General features: G+C 66.1%; 14 protein-coding genes. 4 read left to right on the forward strand and 10 right to left on the reverse strand.

The window, feature by feature from the left end:
* Positions 1-14 precede the first annotated feature (14 nt).
* From A5791_RS24485 to fadD11, 3 genes are read right to left on the reverse strand one after another with little or no spacing between them, the layout of a single operon-like run.
* Entirely contained in the window at positions 15-452 is a 438-nt protein-coding gene (locus A5791_RS24485; RefSeq protein ID WP_067242616.1) for a nitroreductase family deazaflavin-dependent oxidoreductase, read from the reverse strand.
* Positions 436-2,394, reverse strand: coding sequence for a lysophospholipid acyltransferase (locus tag A5791_RS24490; RefSeq protein ID WP_067242619.1), 1,959 nt, complete (start codon positions 2,392-2,394; stop codon positions 436-438). The genes A5791_RS24485 and A5791_RS24490 overlap by 17 nt, the downstream gene beginning before the upstream one ends.
* Positions 2,391-4,214, reverse strand: coding sequence for a fatty acid--CoA ligase FadD11 (gene fadD11, locus A5791_RS24495; protein WP_067242621.1), 1,824 nt, complete (start codon positions 4,212-4,214; stop codon positions 2,391-2,393). The genes A5791_RS24490 and fadD11 overlap by 4 nt, the downstream gene beginning before the upstream one ends.
* Before the next feature lie 186 nt (positions 4,215-4,400).
* On the opposite strand from fadD11, the gene A5791_RS24500 reads away from it, so the two are divergent.
* Entirely contained in the window at positions 4,401-5,255 is an 855-nt protein-coding gene (locus tag A5791_RS24500) for a class I SAM-dependent methyltransferase (protein WP_231995999.1), read from the forward strand.
* A gap of 123 nt (positions 5,256-5,378) precedes the next feature.
* On the opposite strand, the gene dnaE is transcribed toward A5791_RS24500, so the two are convergent.
* The 5 genes from dnaE to A5791_RS24525 form a co-directional block, all read right to left on the reverse strand.
* On the reverse strand, positions 5,379-8,933 hold the full coding sequence (gene dnaE, locus A5791_RS24505; RefSeq protein WP_067242624.1) for a DNA polymerase III subunit alpha: 3,555 nt from the start codon (positions 8,931-8,933) through the stop codon (positions 5,379-5,381).
* Between the two features lie 147 nt (positions 8,934-9,080).
* Complete coding sequence (locus tag A5791_RS24510; RefSeq protein ID WP_067242625.1) at positions 9,081-9,512, reverse strand: SRPBCC family protein; 432 nt, start codon at positions 9,510-9,512, stop codon at positions 9,081-9,083.
* Complete coding sequence (locus tag A5791_RS24515; protein ID WP_067242627.1) at positions 9,499-11,745, reverse strand: MMPL family transporter; 2,247 nt, start codon at positions 11,743-11,745, stop codon at positions 9,499-9,501. Before A5791_RS24515 ends, A5791_RS24510 begins: the two co-directional genes overlap by 14 nt.
* Before the next feature lie 69 nt (positions 11,746-11,814).
* Entirely contained in the window at positions 11,815-12,618 is an 804-nt protein-coding gene (locus tag A5791_RS24520; RefSeq protein ID WP_067242629.1) for an SDR family oxidoreductase, read from the reverse strand.
* A 4-nt stretch (positions 12,619-12,622) separates the two neighbouring features.
* On the reverse strand, positions 12,623-13,639 hold the full coding sequence (locus tag A5791_RS24525) for an SDR family NAD(P)-dependent oxidoreductase (protein ID WP_067242632.1): 1,017 nt from the start codon (positions 13,637-13,639) through the stop codon (positions 12,623-12,625).
* A 239-nt stretch (positions 13,640-13,878) separates the two neighbouring features.
* Here A5791_RS24525 and A5791_RS24530 point away from each other — a divergent pair, with 239 nt between their 5' ends.
* The 3 genes from A5791_RS24530 (at position 13,879) to A5791_RS24540 (ending at position 16,194) form a co-directional block, all read left to right on the forward strand.
* Positions 13,879-14,289: a group 1 truncated hemoglobin gene (locus tag A5791_RS24530; RefSeq protein ID WP_067242634.1), complete on the forward strand. Its 411-nt coding sequence runs from the start codon at positions 13,879-13,881 to the stop codon at positions 14,287-14,289.
* 126 nt (positions 14,290-14,415) lie between these two features.
* Positions 14,416-15,396, forward strand: coding sequence for an Ldh family oxidoreductase (locus A5791_RS24535; RefSeq protein ID WP_067242636.1), 981 nt, complete (start codon positions 14,416-14,418; stop codon positions 15,394-15,396).
* A 39-nt stretch (positions 15,397-15,435) separates the two neighbouring features.
* Positions 15,436-16,194, forward strand: coding sequence for a class I SAM-dependent methyltransferase (locus tag A5791_RS24540; RefSeq protein WP_067242638.1), 759 nt, complete (start codon positions 15,436-15,438; stop codon positions 16,192-16,194).
* A gap of 12 nt (positions 16,195-16,206) precedes the next feature.
* Here A5791_RS24540 and A5791_RS24545 read toward each other — a convergent pair whose 3' ends face one another.
* Positions 16,207-17,133: an RluA family pseudouridine synthase gene (locus A5791_RS24545; RefSeq protein WP_067242640.1), complete on the reverse strand. Its 927-nt coding sequence runs from the start codon at positions 17,131-17,133 to the stop codon at positions 16,207-16,209.
* On the reverse strand, positions 17,130-17,735 hold the full coding sequence (gene lspA, locus A5791_RS24550) for a signal peptidase II (RefSeq protein WP_067242642.1): 606 nt from the start codon (positions 17,733-17,735) through the stop codon (positions 17,130-17,132). The genes A5791_RS24545 and lspA overlap by 4 nt, the downstream gene beginning before the upstream one ends.
* Positions 17,736-17,818 lie beyond the last annotated feature (83 nt).

Below are 17,818 nucleotides of genomic sequence, written 5' to 3' on the forward strand. Positions count from 1 at the left end.
GGGCCAGGGACAAGTCAGCTCACCGGGGTCAGTACGAACACCGGAATTTGCCGGTCGGTCTTCTTCTGGTACTCGGCGTAGTCCGGCCAGGCCGCCACGGCGCGCTCCCACCACACGGCCTTTTCGTCGCCGAACACCTCGCGGGCGTCGTAATCGCGGGTGACGCTGCCGTCCTGCAGCTCGACCCGAGGGTTTTTCACGATGTTGTGGTACCAGACCGGGTGCTTCGGGGCGCCGCCGAGGGAGGCGACGACGGCGTACTGCCCGTCGTGCTCGACGCGCATCAGCGGCGTCTTGCGCAGTTTGCCGGTCTTGGCGCCCACGGTGGTCAGCAGAATGATGGGCTTGCCCTTCATGTCTGCGGCCTCGGCACCGCCGGATTCGGCGTACTTTTCGGCTTGTTCGCGGGACCAATCCAAGGGGCTGGGGGCGTATTCACCTGACAGGGGCATGCCAACCACTGTATGCGGCGGTTGTCGTCGCGGTCAGACCGCGGGTTCGGGCCATTTCCGCAATCACGTTCACTCGTCTGATGGCCGTGGCGATCTCGTCGGCGAACTGGCGTCGCCGCCGCGCAATGTCACCGGCGTCATTGGGGTCGGCGGAATCGTCGACCAGCTCGCGATGCCGGGCCAGCCGAAGCGCGGTCTTGAACAGTTCCATCGACCTGGACTCGGCGCTGGCGATGCGGTGCTGCAACTCCCACTGCTTGCCCACCTGCAGGCACTCGGTCAGGAAGGCCTGCTCGTCGAATGTCTCGTCCTCGTGGGCGGCCAGCCGGTCGGCGACGATGTGGTAGGCGTCCAAGAACGGGCGCAGCACCAGGTGCGCGAGCAGTAGGTCGGCCGATTCCAGCAGCCGCCGCACATCGGCCGCCGCGACGGACTTGGTGGTGTCCTCTACCGGCCCGATCAGCCGCACCTCGTCGGCCAGGTCCTTCTCGAACTGCGCCCGGGCCGAGAACAAGAACTCGAACTTCAGCAACTCGCGAAGGCTCAGCGCCTCGTCGCGCACGGTCGCCGGGAGCACGGAACCGTCGGCCGCGTCCTCGGAGGCGGCCAGCAACGCCATCTCGGCGATGGCGCGGTCGACCAGGATGTGGATGGCCGTGTTGCGGTAGAAAGCCGCGACCAGATGCTGTTCGGCGCCGATACCCCACACCGCCTCGGTGCCGGCGTCGTACACGTTCACCACGCCGGAGGAGACGAGCTGGTGCAGCGTCCACCGGATCGTCGAACGGTTGGTCAGGTCGGCGGCGCCGGCCACCGCCCAGTGTCGCGCCGCGATGTAACTCGCCAGCGGTTGCACTGTGGCCAGCACCTCGCTGATGGACAGCGAACGGTCAGCGCCCAATAGCGCCAGGCTGACCACCGCGGTGGGGGTGACCGGGGTGGCGCGGTTGATCCGGTGTTCCACGTCCAGCGCGATGCGCTCGATTTCGGTACCGGTACCCGAGTCCCCGGTTTGCAACGCGCGTAGTTCCTCGAGCCGCTTGCGCAGTGGCAACGGTTCGCCGAAGTCCAGGTAGGCGCGGCCCAGCCGCTCACCCTGCTGGCGCGCGAGCCGGACCAGGAAGCGAAAGTCTTCCGGCCGTTTCACAGCACCGTAGGCCTCGTTGGTCATGGCTTCGACCTCGTGCAGCTGGTCGTACACGATGGAGGTCGGCACCAAATACACTTCGGGACCGTCGATTTCGTCGACAGCGTCGGTGATGTAGCGCAAGATGCCGAACACCGGAGGCCGCAGCTTGCCGGTTCTGGTGCGGCCACCTTCTATCGACCAGGTCAGGTTGACGTGGTTTTGCACCAACTGCGCGGTGTAGGCACGCAATACGAACCGGTAGACCGGAATGTCCTTGGTCTGACGACGAATGAAGATGGTGCCGGTGCGCTTGGCGAAGCCGCCCATCGGAAAGAAGTTCAGGTTAGACCCGCCGAAGGTTAGCGCCGGGGTGAGCCGATTGGCCTGGATCGTCTCCGGCAGCAGCATGCCGTCCAAGTAAGACCGATGCGAAAACGCAAACGCCAGCGTAGCTTTGCGATCCAGCTTGCGCAGCGCGGCGATCTGGTCCTCGTCGACGAGCACGTCATAGGCCCGCATCAGCCAGCGGCTGAAGCCCCGCCACGCCTCGACCGCACGCTCGTCGCGCGAAGCCGCGACCTCACGCAGGTAGCCCGCGGCTTCGACGCGCACGCTGTCGGGATCCCGCCCGAGGTCGGCCGCCAGCTTCTGCAGTCGCTCCTCGTACCAGTTGGCGGCCAGCAGCTGACCGACCTCGGCTGGGTCCGTCGGCAGCGCCGTTACCGATTCGTCGACAATACCGGTGCGCTGCAGTAACTTTCGCATCCGTGCGCGCCCGACCTCACGCACAGCCCCTGCCACTCCCCCGGTCACGCCGGTTGCACCGATGCGACGCTGGCGGGCTCGTGGACTTCGGGGTGCAGATCAGCGGCGTAGAGCTCCTCGATCTCGGCGGCGTATTTCGTGACGATCGGGCGGCGTTTGAGCTTCATCGTCAGCGTTATCTCGTCACCACCCGGCTCCCACAGCGTGGGCAATACCCGGAATCGCTTGATCTGCTCAACCCGCGAGAGCTTGGCGTTGCCGTCGGCCACTCCCGCGGCGATCCGGGAGACCACTTCCGGGTCGGACGCCAGGGCCGCGGGCGAGGGTTCCAGCCCACGTTGCGCCGCGTACGGGCCGACGGAGTCGGCATCGAAGACCATCAGCGCGGTGTTGTACGGCCGACCGTCACCGATTGCGATCATCACGCCGACCATCGGACACGCGGCAAGGATCGTGTTCTCAATGTTGGCCGGCGACATGTTCTTTCCGGCCGCATTGATGATCAGCTCCTTCTTGCGGTCGACGACGCGCAGGTAACCGTCGGCGTCGACCTCGAGGATGTCACCGGTGTGCAACCACCCGTCTTGGTCGATCGCCTCCGCGGTCTTGGCGGGCTCCTTGCGGTAGCCTTTCATCACCAGTGGGCCGCGGACCAGAAACTCGCCGTCTTCGGCGATCTTGCCCTCCAGGCCGGGAAGCAGTTTCCCGACGGTGCCAAGCCGCGCGTCGCGCGGATGCACAAGGGTAGCGGCGCAGCTCAACTCGGACATTCCCCAAAGCTCGGCGATCGGTATGCCGATGCCGGCGAAGAATGCCAACGTCTCTTTGGGAATCGGCGCCGCTCCCGAGACGGCCCACCGTAGCTCAGCGAAGCCGAGCCGCTCGCGAATCTTGGACAGCACCAGCTCGTCGGCTTTAGCCCATTCGGCCGCCACGTCGTCCGGCATCTCTTCACCAGCGAGCAGGGCCGCAGCGCGTTTGGCCGCGACCGCCATAGCCCAATCCAATGCTTGCCGCTTGGTGTCGTCGGTTTCGTGGCTGACCATGAATTCGATTCCGGCCTTGAGTTTTTCCCATACCCGCGGCACCGCGCCCCACACCGTGGGACGCACGTCGGGCAGCGCGGCAGCAATCGCACGTCCGTCGGACACCACAGTTATCTGCGTGCCGAACATCTCCTGCAGGTATAGGCAGCACATCCGGTCGGCGATATGCGCAGACGGCAGAAACGACGTGATCCGGTCACCGAATCGGACTCCTAGCACAGTGTCGATGGCCCGACCCTCGAATAGCAGGTTGGTGTGCGTCATCTCCACGCCCTTTGGGTTTCCGGTGGTGCCGGAGGTGTAGATGAGGGTGACCACATCCTCGGGTTGCACAGCACGCCAAGACGACTCGAAATCGAAATTGGCGGGAGCCGCCGCGCACAGTTCGTCCACTGAGAGCGTGCCCGGCGGCGTGCCGTCGATGCACACGATGTGTTCGATGGCTGCGCCGCTGGCCCGGATGCGGTCGACGTACTGCTCTTCGCAGAGCACCACCTTGGTGCCCGCGTTGGCGAACACGTAGGTCAGTTGCTCGGCCGGCAGTGTGTTGTACACCGAAAACGACGTGGCACCAACGTGTTGGGCGCCAACCTCGAGCGGGTAGAACTCGATGCGGTTCGCCATCATCAGCGAGACGGTGTCGCCGCGCCGGACCCCAAGGCCGGTCAGCCCGGCGGCCACCTTACGTACCTGATCGGCGTACTCGCGCCAGGTCAGAGTCTGCGCGTCACCGGGGGTTCGCAGTGCGACGGCATCCGGATCGATCCCCGCGGTGCGCTGGAATGCCTCGCACATGGTGGTCGGGCGCTCGTTGGTGGTCATGTCCGTTCTCCTTGGTTTGCCCACATATCGGTGAGCGTACGTCCGCGGTCCTACGAGGCGGAAGGCCGTGGCGATCGCGAGCGCGGCGCAGCCGGGCGCTGGGGGCACCCCCGCGAAGCTGGGGGACGGGTCGTCACCCTCAGAACCCGTGGCGATCGCGAGCGCGGCGCTGCGTAGGTTGAGATCGTGGAAGCCAATTCAGACATCCCCGATATCCAGGTCAGTGAGCTTTCTCCGGTTGAGCAGACGGCGTTGCTCACTCAGTACGCGCGGGCGCTGGACAGCAGGTGGTCCCGGCCGATCCTCGGCGACAAGCTCGCCGACGAAATCGTCGGCCGGATCGACTTCGACTTCGCCGGCCTCGGCGTCACCGAGAGCGTGGTGTGCCAGTCGGCGCTCCGCGCCAAGATGCTCGACGAGCGGGTGCGCAGATTCGTCACCGCCCATCCCGACGCCGTCGTCGTCGACCTCGGCGCCGGGCTGGACACCGGCGTGTTCCGGGTCGACCCGCCCGACACGGTGGACTGGTACAGCGTCGACCTGCCGCGGGTCATCGCGTTGCGCGACGAGGTGATGCCGCGCAGAGACCACGCGCATTCGGTTGCTGCGTCGGTCGCCGAAAATAGCTGGCCCGACGCCATCCCCGCCGATCGGCCCGCGATGGTGATCGCCGACGGGCTGTTCGCGTTCTTGTCCGAGGCGGTGATTGTCGGCATCTTCCGTCGTGTCACCGAGTATTTCAGCTCCGGCGAGCTGGCCTTCAACGACTACGGTCGCATCGGCTGGTTCAGCCGCCTTGCGGTGAAACTTGCCCCGCAACGAATGTTCTCCCAGGTCGGCAGCCAATGGGGGTATGCGGGGTTCAAAGACGCACGGGTGCCCGAGTCGTGGAATCCGCGGTTACGGCTGTTCGAGGAAGCGAGCCTGGCACACGCTCCCGAGGTGGATCTGTTCCCGGGCTGGATTCGGTTGGCTACCAAGGCATCCGGGAAGTTCAAGGCCGTGGCACGCAAGGCGCGTATTCTGCGCTACCGGTTCTGACCGCGACGAGGTCATCGGAGTCCAGAAAATCCGAGTCTGCGGTCGCGGCACCGAACCTGCGCCTATGGCTACGGTTTCGCGGATTTCCACGCCCTGAGCGCAGGCTCGGCGGACGAGCGTCGCCTAGCCGCCCAGACAGCCCGGACCCAGCAGCTCCTTGAGGTCGCCCATCAGCGCCGGCGAGGGTGTCACCCGCAGCGACTGATCGAGCTCCAGCGTGGTGATCCGGTCCCCACTGATGAGCCGCAGATGCACCTGCGACGTACCGGGATGGCGGGCCAGCACCTGCTTGAGGGCGCTCACCTTGTCAAAGGTGCACTGCCGCGTCGGCAGGCTGACCGCCAGCGGCCGGTCCGGTTGCGCGCTGGAAAAATCGGGCACCACCAGCTCGTTGGCGATCAAGCTGATGCGGTCGTCGCGAATCGCCACCTTGGCGTTGACCAGCACCACCGCGTCGTCGGCGATCTCGGCGCCGTAATTGGAGTAGGTATGCGGGAAGAACATCACCTCGATGCCGCCGGTGAGATCCTCCAATTGTGCTGATGCCCAGGGCATCCCGTTCTTGTTGACCCTGCGGTTGACCGACGCCAGGATGCCGCCCACCCGGACCTGGGTGTCGTTGGGGATGTCGCCGTCGAGGATGGCCGGGATGGCGGTGTCGACCTGAGCGGCCAGCAGGTGGGCCACCTTGTTGAGCGGGTGCCCGGATACGTACAGCCCCAGCATCTCTCGCTCCAGGGCCAGCTTGTGTTTGTCCTCCCACTCGTCGTCGGGCACCTTGATGGTGAACACCGCGTCGCCGGTGCCGTCCGCGCCGTCGTCCCAGCCGCCGAACAGGTCGAATTGTCCAATCGCTTCGGCCTTTTTGGTGCCCAGCACCGAGTCCACGGCGTCGGTGTGGACCAGGAAAAGACCTTTGCGCGCATGGCCGAGCGAATCGAAAGCGCCCGCCTTGATCAATGATTCGGTGACTTTCTTGTTGCACGCCGAGATGTCGATCTTGTTCAGGTAATCCGAGAAATCGGTGAACTTACCCTTGTCGCTGCGGGTCTTGAGCAACGAGCCGACCACGTTCGCCCCGACATTGCGCACCGCGCCCAACCCGTAGCGGATGTCTTGCCCCACCGAGGCGAAGTTCAGCCCGGACTCGTTGACGTCGGGCGGCAACACCGTGATGCCAAGCTTGCGGCAATCGGCCAGATAGACGGCCGCCTTGTCCTTGTCGTCGCCGACCGACGTCAGCAGGCCGGCGATGTATTCGGCGGCATAGTTGGCCTTGAGGTAGGCGGTCCAGTAGGACACCAAACCGTAGCCGGCGGCGTGTGACTTGTTGAACGCGTAGTCGGCGAACGGCAAGATGGTGTCCCACAACGCTTTGATGGCACCGGCCGAGAATCCGTTGGCCTTCATGCCGTCGGAGAAACCCTCGAACTCCTTCTCCAGCACCTCGCGCTTCTTCTTGCCCATGGCCTTGCGCAGAATGTCGGCTCGGGCCAGCGAGTAACTGGCGACCTTCTGCGCGATGCGCATGATCTGCTCTTGGTAGACGATGAGGCCGTACGTCTCGGCCAGGATCTCGCGCAGCGGTTCGGCCAGTTCGGGGTGAATCGGTTTGATGGCCTGCCGGTTGTTCTTGCGGTCGGCGTAGTCGTTGTGGGCGTTCATGCCCATCGGCCCGGGACGGTACAGCGCGAGCACCGCGACGATGTCCTCGAAGCCGGTCGGTTGCATACGGCGTAGCAGGTCGCGCATCGGCCCGCCGTCGAGCTGGAACACACCCAGGGTGTCGCCGCGGCCCAGCAGCTCGTAGGTGGCCTTGTCGTCCAGCGGCACCGACTCCAGGTCGAGCTCAATTCCCCTGTTGGCCTTGATGTTGTCGATCGCGTCGCCGATGATCGTCAGGTTGCGCAGACCCAGGAAGTCCATTTTCAACAGGCCGATGGCCTCGCACGAGGGGTAATCCCAACCGGTGATGATGGCGCCGTCCTGCGGGCGCTTCCACAGCGGGATGGCCTCGGTCAGCGGCTCGCTGCTCATGATCACCGCGCAGGCATGCACGCCGGCGTTGCGGATCAGACCCTCCAGGCCACGTGCCGTCTGGTAGATGGTGCGCACGTCCGGATCGGTTTCGATCAGGGTGCGGACCTCGGCGGCCTCCTTGTACCGCTCATGGGCCGGATCGGTGATACCAGACAGCGGAATGTCTTTGGCCATGATCGGCGGCGGCAACGCCTTGGTGATCCGGTCGGCGATCGCGAAACCGGGCTGGCCGTAGTGGATGCGCGCCGAATCCTTCAGGGCCGCTTTGGTTTTGATGGTACCGAAGGTGATGACCTGCGCGACCCGGTCGTGGCCCCACTTGTCGGCGGCGTAGCGCACCATCTCGCCGCGGCGACGGTCGTCGAAGTCGATGTCGATGTCGGGCATCGACGTGCGTTCGGGGTTGAGGAACCGCTCGAACAGCAACCCGTGCGGTATCGGGTCGATGTCGGTGATGCCGAGGGCGTAGGCGACGAGCGAGCCGGCGGCCGAACCGCGGCCGGGCCCGACGCGGATGCCGACGGAGCGGGCGTAATTGATGAGGTCGGCGACGATCAGGAAGTAGGACGGGAAGCCCTTGGCGCAGATGACGTCGATCTCGTACGCCGCGCGGGTGAGATAGCTCTCCGGCGGACCGCCCGGGAAACGCCGGTTCAGCCCGGCGTCGACCTCGTGACGCAGCCAGGACGCCTGGTCGTGGCCGTCGGGCACCGGGAACACCGGCATCCGGTCGCGGGGCGCCCACACGTCGGCGTAGGACTGCACCCGCTCGGCGATCAGCAACGTCGAGTCGCAGGCGCCGGGCACCTCGTCGTCCCACAGCCGACGCATCTCGTCGGCCGACTTGAGGTAGTAGCCGTCACCGTCGAACTTGAACCGGTTGGGATCCGACAGCGTCTTGCCGGTCTGCACACACAGCAGTGCCTCGTGGTTGTGCGCCGCGTCGCGGGTGACGTAGTGACAGTCGTTGGTGGCCAGCGGCGGGATGTTCAGTGTGCGGCCGATTTCCAGCAATCCGTCCCGGACCCGCTGTTCGATCGAAAGCCCGTGATCCATCAGCTCGAGGAAGTAGTTCTCCGGGCCGACGATCTCGCGCCACTTGGCGGCGGCCTCCAGCGCCTCGCGGCGCTGGCCGAGCCGAAGCCGGGTCTGCACCTCCCCCGACGGGCAGCCGGTGGTGATGATGATGCCGTCGGCGTGCTCGGCGATCAGCTCGGCATCCATCCGCGACCACTTGCTCAGCTGGCCCTCGAAGGAGGCCAGTGAGGACAGCTTGAACAGGTTGCGCAGACCGGCGGCGTTCTCGGCCATCATCGTCAGGTGTGTGTAGGCGCCGCTGCCGGAGACGTCGTCGGCCTTCTGATTGGGATCACCCCACGAGACACGCCGGGTATCAAAGCGTGACGCCGGCGCGACATACGCCTCCACGCCGATGATCGGCTTGATCCCAACTTTTGTGGCAGCGGTGTAGAACTCGCTGGCGCCGAACATGTTTCCGTGATCGGTCATGCCGATCGCGGGCATCCGCAGCCGCTCCACCTCGGCAAGCATCGGGGTGATCTTCGCCGCACCGTCCAGCATCGAGTACTCGGTGTGGTTGTGCAGGTGCACGAAGGACCGCGAAGATGAAACGCTCATAGGGACGCCAGTCTATGACCGAGCACCGACGCTTTCCCGGCGTGTCGCGGAGTGTGTCTTGAATGATCGTGGCGACCCGTCCCCCAGCTTCGCGGGGGTGCCCCCAGCGCCCGGCTGCGCCGCGCTCGCGATCACCACTGAGCGCGTTTATCCGTAGAGCTCGACGAAGTTCTTCAGCGACTTCTGCACGTCGCCTTTGGCGGCGCGGGCCGCCGCCGAACCCACCGGGCCGAACAACGGGCGCCCGCCCAGCTCGAGTCGCAGGCCGAGGGTGGACCCGTCGTCGGTGGGCTGCACGGTGAGCCGGACGCCGTACTTCGTTCCGCCCTTGCCGTCTCCTGACATCGCGACCTCATGCGGGGGGTCCCACTTGGTCACCGTCCAGGTCACGCGGTTGCGCAAGCCTTTGGAACGTGCCACGCCCACGACCTGTGTTCCTTCGGTGATCTCGTCGGGCAGTTCGCTGCGCCAGCCCTCGTGCATGACGAGCCACTCGCCCAGGTCCGACAGGTCGGCAACGTGGTCCCACATCTCCTGGGGGCTCATCGGCATGTCGGCGCTCAACTCAACGGAAGCCATCCGGCGAGCCTAACGCGGCTTCCCCCTCCTCGACGCCGATGCGTTCGTGCAGCCTGGCCAGCGCGGCGGGGGCCCACCAGTTCGCCCGGCCCATCAAGCGCATGAACGCCGGCAGCAGCAGCATGCGCACCAGCGTGGCGTCCACCACCACGGCCAGCGTGAGCCCGAGGCCGAACATTCTCATGAACGACACCCGCGCGGCTATCAGCGCGGCGAACGAGATCGCCATCAGCAGCGCAGCGGCGGTCACCACCCGGCCGGAGCGGGCCAGTCCGAGTGCGACGGCCTCGTCGTTGGCAGCCGGGGTCCGGTCGGAGGCCAGCCAATGCTCGCGGATCCGGGACACCAGGAAAACCTCGTAATCCATCGACAGGCCGAACGCGATGCAGAACAACAGCACCGGCATGTGGATCATCAGGGTGCCGTTGGCGGTGGTGCCCAGTGCGCCGAGGTGACCGTCCTGGAAAATCCACACCAGCGCGCCGAAGGCGGCGGTCAGCGATAAGACGTTGAGCACCAACGCTTTCAGCGGCAGCACCACGCTCCCGGTCAGCAAAAACAGCAACGCGAACGTGATGACCGCGATGATGGACAGGACAAGCGGCAGCCGGCTCGTCACCGCCTGAGCGCTGTCGCGGTTGATCTGTGCGCGGCCGGTGAGTTGCACGTCTCGGCCGCCCGGACCGGCGACCGCCCGCAGACGATCGAGCTGCCTTTCGGAGGCGGTGGAGAACAGCCGGGCCGCGCTGGCCACGGTCAGGTACGCGGCGCCGTCTTTGACGTCGGTGGCCGCCGACGGCGGACCGGCCGGCGACCCGTTCCTGAAGGTTCCCCCGGGTGCCGACACCGAGACGACGTCGGGTACCTGTGAGAGCTGGACGGCATAGCGCTCGATCTCGCCGGACGCCAAACCGGTGGCATCGGGGATCACGACGGTCACGTCGGTCTCCATGTCGGTCGCGAAATCGGAGCGCAGCTGGTCGCCCACCTGCCGCGCCGACGCCGACGCCGGCAGCACGCGCTCGTCGGAGAAGCCCCAATTCGCACCCAGGAAAGGGGCGCCCAACACCAGCAGCACCGCAATAACCGCCGACCCGATCGGAATCGGCTGTCGCATAACGAGCTTCGTCGAACGGTAGAGGAAACTCTCTTCGATCGGGTGGGGCGCCGGCTCGGGGCGGCCGAGTATCCGGCGTATCAGCCGGCGCACGTTGAGCGAGTCGAGCCGGTCGCCGAGCAGCACGATCACGGCGGGGGTGATCAACACCGCGGCGACGGCCGCCAGCGCGACCACCGCGACGCCCGCATAGGCGAACGACTTCAGGAAGTACATCGGGAACATCACCATGGTGACCATCGACAGTGCGACGGTCGTCGCCGAGAACAGCACGGTTCGACCGGCCGTGCACATGGTGCGGGCCAGCGCAACGTCGCGCTCATTGCCTTCGGCGAGCTCGTCGCGATATCGGCTGATGATCAACAGCGTGTAGTCGATGGCCAGGGCCAGGCCCAAGGCCACGGTGAGGTTGAGCGCGAAGATCGAGACGTCGGTGGCGAGCGCGATCGCCCGCAACATCGCCAGCGTGCAAACGATCGCGAAGCCACCCACCGCCATTGGCATCGCGGCGGCGAGGATGCCGCCGAACACCCACACCAGCACGACGAAACTCAGCGGAAACGCGATGGATTCCATTACCAGTAGGTCTTTTTCGCTTTGCTTGTTGATCTGGGCGTACGTCAGGGCCTCGCCACCGGCCTTGACCGTGATGCCGTCGCGATTGTGCACCAGTTTTTTCGCCAGCGCCGCGGCATTTTTCTGGGCGCCGGTCTCGCCACCGCGAATACCGGCGATGATCAGTCCGGTCTTGCCGTCCTTGCTGGTCAGGCTCGCCGCCGCCGGCGGCGGAAGGGTCCATGCCGAAGTCACCCGGGCAACGTCGTGCGACGCTTTGAGCTGCGCGACGAGATCGGTGGCCACGGCCCGGGCGGCTGGGCTTTGCGCACCGGCCTCGGAGGTCAGCGAGACAATCAGCTCTTGGTCGCCGTTGTCGAACTTGTCGGCGAGTATCCGCTGAGCCCGCGAAGACTGCGAGGACGGATCCTTGTAGCCGCCCGCCGACAAGACATCGATTGCGGAGAAGCCGAAAACTCCGGCGCCGACCATGATCAGAAAAGCCACGGCGATGATCCTGCGTGGCGCGGCGATGGCGAGCCGGGCAACTCCGCGCAGCACCTGGTCGCCTCCTCAGTTGTCGACCGGGCCGGCCGCGCGTATCAGCGAGCGAGCGTAGACGCTCGCCACCTAGCGGCCCTGTCCCCCACGCAATTGGTTCCCGATCCGGATCGCGGGCAGCAGCAGGGTGCGTGGCACATACCTGCCGCCGGCGCTGACGAACTTGGGCACCACGCCCGGCACCACGCTGCGCCGGCCGGCGAGCATACCCGAAATCGCGGCTTCGGCCACGTCGTGCGGCGACACCTGGGCAAGCGGAATGCTGAACCGTTCCGCATTGGCGATCTCGGCCCATTCCGTGGGCACCGGGCCCGGGCACAGGGACGTGACCGACACGCCGGTACCGTGCAGCTCCTCATGAATCGCTTCCGAAAGTGTCTGCACAAACGCCTTGGTGGCCGAATACACCGCCATGTAGGGGAGTGGCTGGAAACCGGCGATCGAGGCGATGTTCATCACCGCACCCGCCCCGCGCTTGACCATGCCGGGCAGCGCCGCGTGCGTCAGCTCCATCAACACCAGCGCGTTGAGGGTGACTTCGTCGCTCTCGCGTTCGATTGGCAGCTCGTAAAAGACCCCACTGGTGCCGAAACCCGCACTGTTGCACAGTCCGGCGATCGGTTCGTTGCGCAGCCGGGTGGCCAACTTCCCGCGGCCTTCCGGGTCACTGAGGTCGAGCGGCATCACCTCGACGCCGACCGAGTATTCCTTGCCGACTTCGTTGGCCAGTTCGTCGAGACGCTCGCGGCGGCGCGCGACCAGCAGTAGGGGAAACCCGCGGCGGGCCAGGCCCCGGGCCAATTCGGAACCGATGCCCGAAGAAGCACCGGTGATGACGACGGTTGTCTGGCTGTTCGGTTTCGGAAGGCTCATGGCGTCACCAATGTATTCCTCGGGTCGCTTGCACGAATGTTTGGCTGCGTTTGTCGAAATCTGATGTGTCGGTGGCGGATTCGGCTCCTTTAGCTGCGGCGGAGTCCTGAAACATGCTGAACGCGCGGTTGCGTACCCGGTCCATCACCGCCGGGTTGACCGCGTCGGCCAGGGCAGCGAATTGCCCGAACGGCGAACTGGCGCGCCGTGGCCGGTGCACGATCGCGTCGGCGATCACGCCCGCGGCCTGATCCGGCGTCAGAGTCGGGAACTTGTCGTACATCGTGGTAGGGCTGATCATCGGCGTCCGGACCAATGCCATGTGCACGGTGGTGAATCGGACGTTTTCGTTCACGGTTTCGGCTTGCAGCGCGTCGCACAGACTGTCCAGCGCGGCCTTGCTGGCGATGTAGGCGCCGAAGCGCGGCGCGCGGGTCTGCACACCCACCGACGAGACGTTGATGATGTGCCCGAAGCCACGTTCGCGCATGCCCGGGATGAACTTCAGGATGAGCTGGACCGCACCGAGGTAGTTGAGCTGAATTGTCCTCTGGTAGTCGTGAATTCGATCGTAGGACAACTCCAGTGAACGCCGGATCGATCGGCCCGCATTGTTGATCAGGATGTCGACACCGCCGAGGTCGGCGAGCACCTTGTCGGCCATGTCCGCGATCGCGTCCATGTCGGTCAGGTCGCATGAATAAAAGTGAGCCGCCCCGCCGTCGTCGCGGATTTCCTCGGCGACCCTTTCGAGGTTCTCCAGAGTGCGCGCGACCAGCACCACCGTCCCACCGGCTTCCGCGATCTTCTTCGCGGCGGCCTCCCCGATGCCCGACGACCCACCCGTGATCAAAACGGTCTTGCCTTCGACCGCATCGCTGAGCTTGCGACCCTGCACCGCGTCGAGCAAATTCCTCAGATAGAAGGGTCGATACCGCCCGGCCGAGTTCGGCGTGTTGACGATGTTGGACATCGTCGCGAACGGCTTCTCGACCAGGTTCGCTAGATCACCGAGATTCATCGGCTGTCGCTCCTGACGGTGTCGCCCCTGTGGGGCGGATAGGGCCGTGTGACATAGGTCATACAGTCAACCTATGACATCAACCGGCTAATCGGTACCGATTGACGTCATGAGGCCGCGCGCCGTGTCGTTCCGGCCCAAGCCTGTTGAACGCGCGCGCAATCCGCTTGTTACACCGAATAATCCGGGTGTGACGGCTCACTAACCGATCCGCAACGTCGCAATGTTGGACTGGCCCAATGGGAATACTGTCGCGCTTCCGCAAGGCCCGGCCGGTGAGCATCTACGACAAGATCGGCGGACACGAGGCGATCGAACTCGTCGTCGAGGACTTCTACGCGCGGGTGCTGGCCGATGACCAACTGTCGGGATTCTTCAGCGGAACCAATATGAGTCGCCTCAAAGGCAAGCAGGCGGAGTTCTTCGCCGCCGCACTCGGCGGGCCTGAGCCATACACCGGTGCCCCGATGAAGCAGGTGCATCAGGGCCGCGGAATCACCATGCACCACTTCACCCTGGTAGCCGGACACCTCAGCGACGCGCTGACCGCGGCCGGAGTTGACGCCGAGACCGTCACAGAAATACTGGGTGCCATCGCCCCGCTGGCCGCCGACATCGCATCGGGTGAGACGACCGCCGCGACCGTCTGACTCAGCCGCCGCCCGAGCGGCGCGCACTCCAAGAATCCGTCAAGAATCCAATAAGGATCCGTCAAGAAGGTGGTGGCAGCCTGGGCTTCTCCATCGGAGAACGCCGACGTGAGAGAGGTGACGGCTGTGACGCCAGAGGTCTTGGACCGTCCGCGACTACGCCCCTACTGCACCAATGACCACCTATTCTTCGGACCGCCCCCGCATGTCGAGGTATCGCAGGACAAGCGCGAGGCCCCGGCCCGCCCAGACGGTCCCCAGCCACACCAGGAAGCCCTGGTCATCGGTGAAGACGAGGCCCGATTACTGACCCGGGCCGCTCTTGCCGACGCCGGGTTGTGCGCCACCGACGCGCGCCAGGTGGCCGACGCGCTGGTGGACACTTCGTTGCGCGGGATCGAGAACTACGGGCTGCGGTTACTACCCCACTATCTCGACGAACTCGCTGCCGGCGTCGCCGATCCGACTGCCACGACACGGGTGATCTCCGACCGCGGCGCCGGACTGCTGATCGACGCCGACGGGGCGCTCGGCGTCGTCGCGGGGATGGCCGCCGCCCAGTTGGCTGCCAAACGCGCCGCAAAATTCGGCGTCGCCGCCGTCGCCGTCCGTAACTGCAACGACTTCGGCGCCGCTTCGGTCTACACCCGGCAGCTCGCCCGAGAAGGTCTGGTCGGCATCGCGGTCACGTCAGCGTCGTGCGGCTACGGCGGCGTCGAACCGCTGTTCGGGACCGACCCGACCAGCCTGGCTCAGGATGACGAGTTCGCCCTCGAGACAGCGGACAGCCACCAAGCACTGGCCACGGCGGGAGCACTGCTGGGCCGTGTCCTGACCGGAGCGCCACTGGATCGGGAGCCAGCCGGGGAAAGCCGCGGCGTGGGCCACCTGCTCATCGCGGTGGATCCCGCTGCCTTTGGCGCACACGCCGAGTTCGGCACCGGCCTTGCCGATATGTTGGGAGGCAGTCGCACCGATGCACCTGGCGACCCGCAGCGCACCCGGCTGTCGCAGGCTATCCCGCTCGACGCGCGCACAGCCGACGTGCTGTTCCCGCTCGCCGAATACCTGGGCGTTCCCGGTCCGCGGTCGGTGTTTGCGCCATAAGGGAACCAGGGACGCCTCCGCCCGCGTCACAATGCCCGTATGGCGCGCACATTCGAGGATTTGGTGGCAGAAGCCGACGCGGTGTCCGTGGACGGCTGGGATTTCTCCTGGCTGGACGGTCGCGCCACCGAGCAACGGCCTTCCTGGGGCTACCAACGGCTGTTGAAGCAGCGGTTGGCGACGGTGTCGTCCGCCCTGGACATTCACACCGGTGGCGGCGAAGTACTGGCCGGCGCGGGGCCCTTTCCGCCGACCATGGCGGCCATCGAAACGTGGCCCCCGAACGCGGCGATCGCAACCCGACGCCTGCATCCGCTGGGTGTGGTGGTCATCGCGACTGCGAATGAGCCGCCGCTGCCGTTCGCCGACGCGGCGTTCGATCTGGTAACCAGCCGTCATCCCACTGCCGTGTGGTGGTCCGAGGTCGCCCGGGTCCTTCGGCCGGGCGGCACCTATTTTGCGCAGCACATCGGACCCGCCACGACGGGCGAGCTGGTCGAGTACTTCCTCGGGCCGCAACCCCAGAAATGGGCCGAGCATCATCCGGACGCCGTGCGCGCGCAGGCGCAAGCCGCGGGCCTGCAGATCGTGGATGTGCGCATGGAACGGCTGCGCGCCGAGTTCTTCGACATCGGCGCCGTTGTCTACTTCCTGCGCAAGGTGATTTGGGCGGTGCCGGACTTCAGCGTGCAGCGCTACCGCACGCGACTGCGCAAACTCCACGACCACATCGAGGCCGAAGGGCCCTTCGTCGCCCACGCCACCCGGGTGCTCGTGGAGGTCCGAAAGCCCGAATGAGTCTTCGCTCGATCAGCCGTCGCCGCGCAATACGTCGAGCGCGTGCTGCAGATCGGGTGGGTATGGACTGACGATCTCGATGCGCCGGCCATCGGCCGGATGGGCGAATGCCAGCGACCGTGCGTGCAGCCATTGGCGTTGCAGCCCAAGCTTTTTCGCCAGCGTCGGGTCGGCGCCGTAGACGAGGTCGCCGCAACACGGATGATGCAGCGCGGCGAAATGCACCCGGATCTGGTGCGTGCGACCGGTTTCCAGATGCACGTCGAGCAGGCTGGCGGCCACGAACGCTTCAACGGTGTCGTAGTGGGTGATGCTGTGCCGGCCGTTCTTGGTGACCGCGAATTTCCACTCGTTACCGCGGTGCCGGCCGATGGGCGCGTCGATGGTCCCGCTGGACGGATCCGGGTGTCCCTGCACCAGCGCGTGATAGCGCTTGTCCACGGTGCGCTGCTTGAACGCCCGCTTGAGCACGGTGTATGCGCGCTCGGAGAGCGCCACCACCATCACCCCCGAGGTGCCGACGTCCAGGCGATGCACGATTCCCTGGCGCTCGTGCACACCTGACGTGGTGATCCGGTAACCGGCGGCGGCCAAGCCGCCGAGCACCGTGGGGCCCGTCCAGCCGACCGATGCGTGCGCGGCCACCGCGGCCGGCTTGTCGACGGCGACGATGTCGTCGTCCGAGTACAGGATCGTCATGCCCTCGATGTCGACGGGCGTGTTTTCCAGCGGCGCCGCCGGCTCAGGCAGCCGCACCTGCAGCAGGGCGCCCGACGTGAGCCGATCGGATTTCCCGGCCTGCACGCCGTCGAGTTCGACGCCGCCGTCTTCGGCCAGCGCCGCCGCGGCGCTGCGCGACAAGCCGAGTAGGCGCGCCAGGCCCGCGTCAACACGCATGCCCGCCAGGCCGTCCGGGACGAGCATCGAACGGTCCGTCATTTGGCCTGGTCGGCCTCTCGGTGGCCGGCCTTGTCCTCGCCGGGTCTACGCCGGCCCACGTTGTCGAAGTCGTAGCCGAAGATGGACAGCACCACCAGCAGGATGGCCCCGCCGACGACGGATGGGTCCGCGACGTTGAACACCGGCCACCAGCCGACGGACAAGAAATCCACCACATGTCCTCGCAGCGGCCCGGGCGAACGGAAGAACCGGTCCACCAGGTTGCCCATCGCGCCGCCGAGGATCATGCCCAGGCCGATGGCCCACCACGGCGACACCAGCCGTCGCCCCATCCAGAAGATGCCGCCCACCACACCGGTCGCGATCAGGGTCAATACCCAGGTGTATCCGGTCGCCATGGAGAACGCAGCCCCCGAATTGCGCACCAAAGTCCAGGTCACCGTGTCGCCGATGATCGAAACCGGTTGACCAGGAGGCAGCAGTCGCACGGCCAGCACCTTGGTGACGATGTCGAGCGTCAGGACGACTGCCGCGACGGTCAGCAGCAGGCGCAGCCGCCGGGGAGGACTGTGCGGCGCGGGTTCAGTTTCCCCAGCCGTCGCTGTCTCCGGCTCAGCCGATCCTGTTGGTTCGTCAGGCACTCCCCCATCATCCCTTAGATGTTGCGCGCCATCCCCCACCCCCGCGATCGCCTGCGACCGGCACCGTGCGCGAAGATCCCCAC

This window comes from Mycobacterium sp. 852002-51163_SCH5372311, assembly GCF_001667115.1.
Classification (GTDB): domain Bacteria; phylum Actinomycetota; class Actinomycetes; order Mycobacteriales; family Mycobacteriaceae; genus Mycobacterium.